The organism is Clostridium paraputrificum AGR2156 (assembly GCF_000424025.1).
GTDB lineage: Bacteria > Bacillota > Clostridia > Clostridiales > Clostridiaceae > Clostridium > Clostridium paraputrificum.
On sequence record NZ_AUJC01000023.1, the window covers coordinates 1 to 6,868 of the forward strand.

A 6,868-nucleotide genomic window follows, 5' to 3' on the forward strand; every position below is an offset into this window, starting at 1 on the left:
ATTCAAATGAAAAGGATATTTATTATATCTGTAAGGACAGTATAAATAAATATGCAGAATTAGAGATTGAGAAGAATGATGTTTTGGAAACTAAAGAGATTACTAGGATTATAGAAATAAAGTAAATGGAGTGGTAGAAATGCTTACAAAAGATAAAAGAACAGAGTTATTTAAGGTACAGAACTATACAGAAAATTGGTATGCACTATTTGTAGCCATAACGAAGAATGTATCAATAAGTAAGTCGTTATATTTGATTAGAGTAGATAAAATCAGATTTTAAAACAATAAATTTTTTAACCAAAATTGAAGGTAGGGTTTTTGAACAGAGTGAAAAGTTCCGCTCCTAAAATGCGGTAGTGCCTAAAGTGTCCCCGGGGGATACTTTTTTATATCTATAAAATTATGTGTTAAATAGAGAATATAGGGTGAGTATAAAAATCAAGTTATGATAAATTTAAAATATAATTTATTTATAGAGTTTAAGAATTTTTAAGTTAGGAAAAGTTAACTTGATACGGTTTAATATATTTACATATATACCAAAAAGTGTTAAAATTTATATAAAATAAAAAGGAGGTATGTATATGAAAAAAACTGTATCAATTTTTTTAAGTATTACAATGTTTCTTTTTTGTCTTAATGTTAGTGCTTTGACTACTTCTGCTAAAACATTAGATACTACTTCAGAAAAATATGAAGTGTTTAATGGAAATGGTGAATTAATGTATATTGCAGATAGTTTAGAAGAAGCCGAAAATTATATGAATAAAGGTAGTAACAATGATACTAGATCAATAGGTTCAGTTTTTAAAGTGGCTAAAGTTGCTTTTCAAAAAGGTGTAAGTGTGATAGGAGCAGCATATACTATCTATAAAGTAGGTCAAGTTATAATGGGAAAAGCTGATGTTGCGGATGTAATAAAAACTATAGTACCTGTTGATCAATTAAATGAATTACGAGAGTTTTCAAAAACTATATTTGTATATTCAAGGACAGATAGGGTAATTAATCCATATCCTCCGCATTCGTTTGAAGGAGCTATGTGGAAACAAAATAATTTTTACTATGTAGTTCAGAGTTAGTTGAGAAAATAGAGTTTCTTTCAGATAAATTATATAAAAACATATTTTAAGTTTAAAATAAAAAAGTAAGTAGAGAATCAATTTTCCTACTTACTTTTTTTGCATTAAAAATGAATTATTGATAATCAATAGTGATTACTGGTTTAATATAAATATTTATTTTTTTAAAGTTTCAATAATATTATTTTTTAAACATATATCTCTAATTGATGATAAAATTCCAATGATTAAAGCAATAATAATAGTATTTGTATGAAGTGCTAGTAAGATACAGCCTATTATAACAAGTGCAATAAATGTAATGATTTTTATTGTACGTATCTTTGTTTCATTGAAAGTATCAATTTTATTTCTAATTGGGTTAAAAGGGCACAGATTACTATTATTTAGCCAATAAAACAGGCAATTAAATATAAGAATTGATAAAGATGTTAATATTACTAACCATATAAACAATTTGTTACCTCCGAAAATATTTTTATGTAATATATAATGTAATATATTTCCTTATTTATAATTATATACTGTATATTATGATAAATCTACTAAAAAAATATCAAGAATTTAAGTGAGATTAGTAGTATATAAACAGTATTTGAAATTGAAGTTAACGTTTTTGAACAGAGTGAAAAGTTCCGCTACTGAAATGCGGTAGTGCCTAAAGGTGCTAAATGGCAATGAAATACTTAAAATTAAAGGCTTAGATAAATTATCACCTAAGGATAGTGAGTTAGTTATTACAATAATGATGGAACTATAGGGTAATTATAAATTGTATAAAAAAGTCATTTTTTGAAATACTAATATTAAAAGTATGAGTAAAGGAGAAATTTATATGATAAAAAAGATATATTTTTTAATAGTAGCTATGATTTTTATAATATTACCTAATAGTGTTAAAGCAAGCACTATTTCTAGTAGTGATATAATTACATCAGCTATTTCCACTACTTATAAATCAGGATTTTATAGTTTTGATAATAAAACTAATGTTGATATAGGAATAACGCTACTTAATGATACTCCTACTAAAATTATTGTTTTAGATAATGAAATGAATATAGAATTTTTAACTAGAGTTCCTTATAGAGATAAATTCTACTTACGTAATATTGAGCCTGGAAAAATATTAGGAATAGTTGGGCAAGGGGAAGTAGCTATAACATTTGAACCATGTAAATAGTATATAAGATAGGATTAGAGATAATACCGTATTATTTAAAATAATATACGGTATTTTTTTATTTTGTAATTCTAAAATGAGAGTATTACTAAGTAAATACTTCTTTAAAATTGAATAATATGGTATTATAATGGATTCATAATAGTATTAGAGTTAAAAAATGGGGAAGATGCTATGAGCAAAAAGGTTGATAAAGGTTTTGAATTAATTTATTGGAATTTAAGTTATAAAAGAAAGTTCATACGAACTTTATAGCAAGCTCCATTGTGTTTTTTATTAGTTGGATTTATTGTTTTTATAGGAAATAACTTATTTATTAATATAATAGTACCTATAGTATTAGTAATAATATATCTATCTCAATTAATTTGTGATTACAAAAAATCGAAGTATGATAAAGATGTTTAGTCTGTTATAACATTAAAATTATTTTTCTGAAAAAAGAGAGGATTAATAGTGTGGTTAAATTTATTTTAAGAATATTTATTACTTTGATTATGATGAAATTTTATAAAAAGACTATGTAGGAGGGATTAGTATGAGAAAATGTATTAATTGTAAAGAAAAATTTTCATATAAAGAATTACTATTTTTTATATGGTCTTTTCCTGGATATAAAGATATAGAATGTAAAAATTGTAATACTAAATTAAAAATTACAAATCTATCTAGATTAATTATAGCGATATTAATATCATTACCATTATTATTTAAAATATATTTATTTAAATTTGGAATTAATGTTATAGTATTTTATTTAATATATTTGTTAGTTGTTATTGGTTTAAGTCCGTTAATAGTAAGATATAAATTAATAGAATAAGTAATAATCTTAAAATATAGGGATTTAAAAATAAATTAGATAAATTATTATCCGAAAGTTGAAAAGTTAAGTTATTATAAATTTAAAATATACTTTAGTAATGAAATGTATAGAGGGGTAATGGGTAATAGTAAATCTTTTTTCTATAATAGTGTGCATAAGATTATTAGTAACTATAATAATTAAAAAATAAAGCAGATAGAGAAGTGAAAAGATATTTTGATAGACATAAAATCATAGATTATTTAGTGTATATAAACTTGATAATAACACCAATATTGTTTTTTATTGCTATATATATTGTTTTTTAAAAAGTAAGGAGATAATTTTATGAAAAAAGTAAGTGAAAGAAATATGAGAATATTTGTGACAATATTTGTTTTGATAGCAGGAATGTTAAATATGTTTCAGAAAAAATATATGTTGGGGATTCTATTTATAATATTAGCAATTAGGTATATAGTAAATCTTATCTTAGAAAAGAAAAAAGAAGATAATTTGCAATTGTAATAAGGAAATTTTAGGAAAGAATTTAAATATAAATGAATATTATAAGAGGGATGAGAATTAGCAGGTGTAGATGGAACATGGTTTTATTTTAAAAGAGAAATAGAGAAGCTCTCAAATTTCTATATAATAGTATTATCTTTGTTGGATTTAGGAGGTATATATGTTTGAAAAGAAGAATAGTTATGATCGTTTTGAAATAAAAAGAGTTGGAGAAAAGAATCCAATAGAAACATATATTCTCACAGATAGAGAAACTGGAGTTCAGTATCTTTATGCTTGGGGAGGAGCTGGTGGAGGTCTAACACCGCTATTAGATAATAATGGAGAAGTAATAGTAAAAAAATCATAAATTTAATAGAAAATAATTATAATTTCAGTCAACTATTATAGTAATAATGTTAATATGAAAATAGCAAAAAATTTTATAATTTAATTAATAAGTTTAGTGATAAGAAATTACGTGATTGTAATTTTTCAAGGGAAGAAATTTTGGAGGGATTAGGGGGAATTGAAAAATGAAATATGAATCAATCAATTTAAAGCGTAAAAAATATTTAGATTTAGTATTAGCTATCTGCTTTTTATTTATTGCTATACCAAGATTTGGTGAACATACCCAAATTCCAATATATATTCTGTTGATTTGTTCAACTTATTTTTTTATTGTTTTTATTAAAGCCATTGTTACTGAATATAAATCAAAAGAAAAAGTAAAGATTGGTATGACATTACATAAGTGCATAAAGACTATTTGGTAGTATTTTAATATGGAATTAGTTCCTTCAATATTATTTTCGGAGTATTTCATGTATGTATTATGAACTAAATGCTATTTAAGAATTGAATAATATAGTATTATAATAAATTCATAATAGTATTGAAGATTAAATATAAGGAGAGGATGTTATGAAATATAAGGTTGATGAAGGTTTTGAATTATTTTATATGAATTTAAGTTATAGAAGAAAGTTCATACGAACTTTATGGCAAGCTCCATTATGTTTATTAGCAATTATGTTTACTTTTTTTATAGGAGATAATCTATTTTTTAATAAAATAGTTCCTATATTATTAGTAATATTATACGTATGGCAATTAATTTACACTTACAACAAATGGAAAAATGATGAAAAGTATTAGTATGCCACAAATATAAAATATTTTTTTGTTAAACACCGTATTATTCAAATGAGTATACGGTATTTTTTAGTTTGCAATTCTAAGAAAGTATGAAGGAGTTGGATAGTTTATGAAATTTGATGTTTTAATAAAAGATAAAATAGAGGAATTGAAACAGTTATTATTAAATATAAGATAAATTTTATTAGTTTAATAACTAACAGTTATTTTTTATGAATAAAATATGAAAACACTTCAATTGTTTAAAATATATAGCTTTGGTATTATTTAATTAACAAATTGAAAATTAATTATATAAATAGGAGGCTATTCTATTATGAAAATAAATGAAGTAATTAGATATTATAGAAAAGAGGAAAATCTTACTCAAGAACAAGTTGCTAATTATTTAAATATAAGCGCACCAGCAGCTAATAAATGGGAGAATGGAATATCATATCCAGATATAACTTTACTACCTTCTCTTGCACGTGTATTAAAAATTGATGTTAATACTTTATTGGGATTTAATAAGGAGTTAACAGATACAGAAGTAAAAAAATTACAAAAGAGATAGGTGAAATAATATCAGAGGAAGGCTTTAAAAAGGGATTTGAAAGAAGCTGTGCTTTAATTAAAGAATACCCCAATTGTGATGAGCTTATAATTAGAATATCAACAGTATTAAGAATATATTTATTAGAACCTGATATTGAGGAAAAATATAAATATGAAACTAAAATAATTGAGTGGCTTGAACTTGTATCATCAAGCAATAATGAGAAAATAGCTTCTATGGCTAAACTAGACTTATCGGCAATATATAGGGATAAAAAAGAATATAAAAAGGCTCAAGCAATATTGGATAAGATTCCAGAGATAAATGTAGATAAAAAAATTCAGCAGGCATTATTATTTGAAAGTAGTGGGGAATATAAGAAAGCTTATAGTATTTATGAAAGTAAGTTATGGAAAGATTCTCATGAAGTATTTGGAACTTTATCTTTTATAATAAACCTGTTATACAAAGAAAATAAATTTAATGAAGCAGAAGAGTATGTTGAGTTTTGTAAAAAGATTATTGAAGTATTTGAGTTTGGGGAATACTATAAATATCAATTAGACTTATCCTTAGCAAAAGAAAAGCGTGATAAAGATAAAACTATAGAAATGATTATAAAAATAGTTAGTGAAGCAAGTAGTATGGATAATGCTATGAAGTCAAAATTATATAGACATATGAAGTTTAATGTAAATTCAAGCATTAGTAAAGATAAATACGAGAAAATGGTTAAAGAGGCAATTAAGAAAGATAAGACTCTTGATTTTGTAAAAGATGATTCTAGGATAAAAGCTATATTATTATGAGCCTAAAGTTTATATAATTTTATTTATGTATTAACACTAGATATTATAAAGTAATAATAAAATAGAAAGTGAGATCAGAATACTATTTGAATATAAAAAAAGATAAGTACCAAGGGGGGAACTTATCTTTTTTAGAGTTGTTTTCTTATATATGCAAGTGAACATTGAATAATAACTTTTAGGCACAACGTCATTATTCATTTGATATTTTTATTATAAAAAAATGATTTTATAATAAAAAGGTACAGAATTTAACCGGAAAGGTGTAAATTTTTAAACTAAAAATATTTTTGGAAGACACCTTTAAATTATAGAAAGTATTATATAAATTGTATTAAAAAATAGTAGTATGATGATATAATTTAACTGTAAAAATATATTAAAAAAGGAGGATTTAATATGAAGTGTCCTTATTGTAGTAGTGATATGAAAAGTGGATACATTCCTTCAGGAAGGGATTTCTTAGAATGGGTACCAGAAGGGGAAAAACCTTCTATTGCATTTTTTAAGAAGGGAGAAGGAAGAATAAAGCTTACAGAAACTCCAATAATGAGTAGAAAAAATATTAGTGGGTTCGTATGTTACAAGTGCAAAAAGATAATTATTGATTATGAAAATAAAAAGTAGATAATAAATGTTGTATTTAAAACAATATACAGTAGTTTTAGTATAAATTTAAAATTAGAGAAAGTATCTATGAGAAACATGAGTTAATGTTTTTCATAGATACTTTTTTGTATCTATATATGAAAAAAGGAGGGGATGGGAAAAACAATGTCA

General features: G+C 23.7%; 12 protein-coding genes and 1 pseudogene. 12 read left to right on the forward strand and 1 reads right to left on the reverse strand.

What is annotated here, in order from left to right:
• The first annotated feature begins 139 nt into the window (after nucleotides 1-139).
• Complete coding sequence (locus tag G594_RS20185; protein ID WP_155849317.1) at nucleotides 140-283, forward strand: hypothetical protein; 144 nt, start codon at nucleotides 140-142, stop codon at nucleotides 281-283.
• A gap of 304 nt (nucleotides 284-587) precedes the next feature.
• Nucleotides 588-1,085, forward strand: coding sequence for a hypothetical protein (locus G594_RS0114340; protein ID WP_027099205.1), 498 nt, complete (start codon nucleotides 588-590; stop codon nucleotides 1,083-1,085).
• A 156-nt stretch (nucleotides 1,086-1,241) separates the two neighbouring features.
• On the opposite strand, the gene G594_RS20360 is transcribed toward G594_RS0114340, so the two are convergent.
• Nucleotides 1,242-1,541 carry a hypothetical protein gene (locus G594_RS20360; protein ID WP_027099206.1) on the reverse strand — a complete coding sequence of 100 codons (300 nt, stop codon included), beginning with the start codon at nucleotides 1,539-1,541 and terminating at the stop codon, nucleotides 1,242-1,244.
• Between the two features lie 379 nt (nucleotides 1,542-1,920).
• Here G594_RS20360 and G594_RS0114350 point away from each other — a divergent pair, with 379 nt between their 5' ends.
• From G594_RS0114350 to G594_RS19730, 10 genes and pseudogenes are all read left to right on the forward strand, one after another.
• A complete protein-coding gene (locus G594_RS0114350) occupies nucleotides 1,921-2,268 on the forward strand; it encodes a hypothetical protein (protein WP_027099207.1) in 348 nt (115 codons plus the stop codon).
• Nucleotides 2,269-2,806: 538 nt separating this feature from the next.
• Nucleotides 2,807-3,091: a TIGR04104 family putative zinc finger protein gene (locus G594_RS0114355; protein ID WP_027099208.1), complete on the forward strand. Its 285-nt coding sequence runs from the start codon at nucleotides 2,807-2,809 to the stop codon at nucleotides 3,089-3,091.
• Between the two features lie 330 nt (nucleotides 3,092-3,421).
• Entirely contained in the window at nucleotides 3,422-3,601 is a 180-nt protein-coding gene (locus G594_RS0114360; RefSeq protein WP_027099209.1) for a hypothetical protein, read from the forward strand.
• A 160-nt stretch (nucleotides 3,602-3,761) separates the two neighbouring features.
• A complete protein-coding gene (locus tag G594_RS0114365) occupies nucleotides 3,762-3,950 on the forward strand; it encodes a DUF6440 family protein (protein WP_027099210.1) in 189 nt (62 codons plus the stop codon).
• A gap of 68 nt (nucleotides 3,951-4,018) precedes the next feature.
• A pseudogene (locus tag G594_RS20760) lies at nucleotides 4,019-4,120 on the forward strand (DUF6483 family protein); the annotation flags it as partial.
• The gene (locus tag G594_RS0114370; RefSeq protein ID WP_027099211.1) at nucleotides 4,117-4,359 is read left to right on the forward strand and encodes a hypothetical protein; all 243 of its coding nucleotides are present in this window, start codon (nucleotides 4,117-4,119) and stop codon (nucleotides 4,357-4,359) included. The pseudogene G594_RS20760 and the gene G594_RS0114370, both read left to right, overlap by 4 nt.
• A gap of 148 nt (nucleotides 4,360-4,507) precedes the next feature.
• On the forward strand, nucleotides 4,508-4,741 hold the full coding sequence (locus G594_RS19060) for a hypothetical protein (RefSeq protein ID WP_051196031.1): 234 nt from the start codon (nucleotides 4,508-4,510) through the stop codon (nucleotides 4,739-4,741).
• A 316-nt stretch (nucleotides 4,742-5,057) separates the two neighbouring features.
• The gene (locus G594_RS20575) at nucleotides 5,058-5,297 is read left to right on the forward strand and encodes a helix-turn-helix domain-containing protein (RefSeq protein ID WP_242829733.1); all 240 of its coding nucleotides are present in this window, start codon (nucleotides 5,058-5,060) and stop codon (nucleotides 5,295-5,297) included.
• A 218-nt stretch (nucleotides 5,298-5,515) separates the two neighbouring features.
• Nucleotides 5,516-6,088 (forward strand): tetratricopeptide repeat protein, encoded by a 573-nt coding sequence (locus G594_RS20580; RefSeq protein WP_242829734.1) that lies wholly within the window; start codon nucleotides 5,516-5,518, stop codon nucleotides 6,086-6,088.
• A 399-nt stretch (nucleotides 6,089-6,487) separates the two neighbouring features.
• A complete protein-coding gene (locus tag G594_RS19730) occupies nucleotides 6,488-6,715 on the forward strand; it encodes a PF20097 family protein (RefSeq protein WP_051196032.1) in 228 nt (75 codons plus the stop codon).
• Nucleotides 6,716-6,868: the final 153 nt, after the last annotated feature.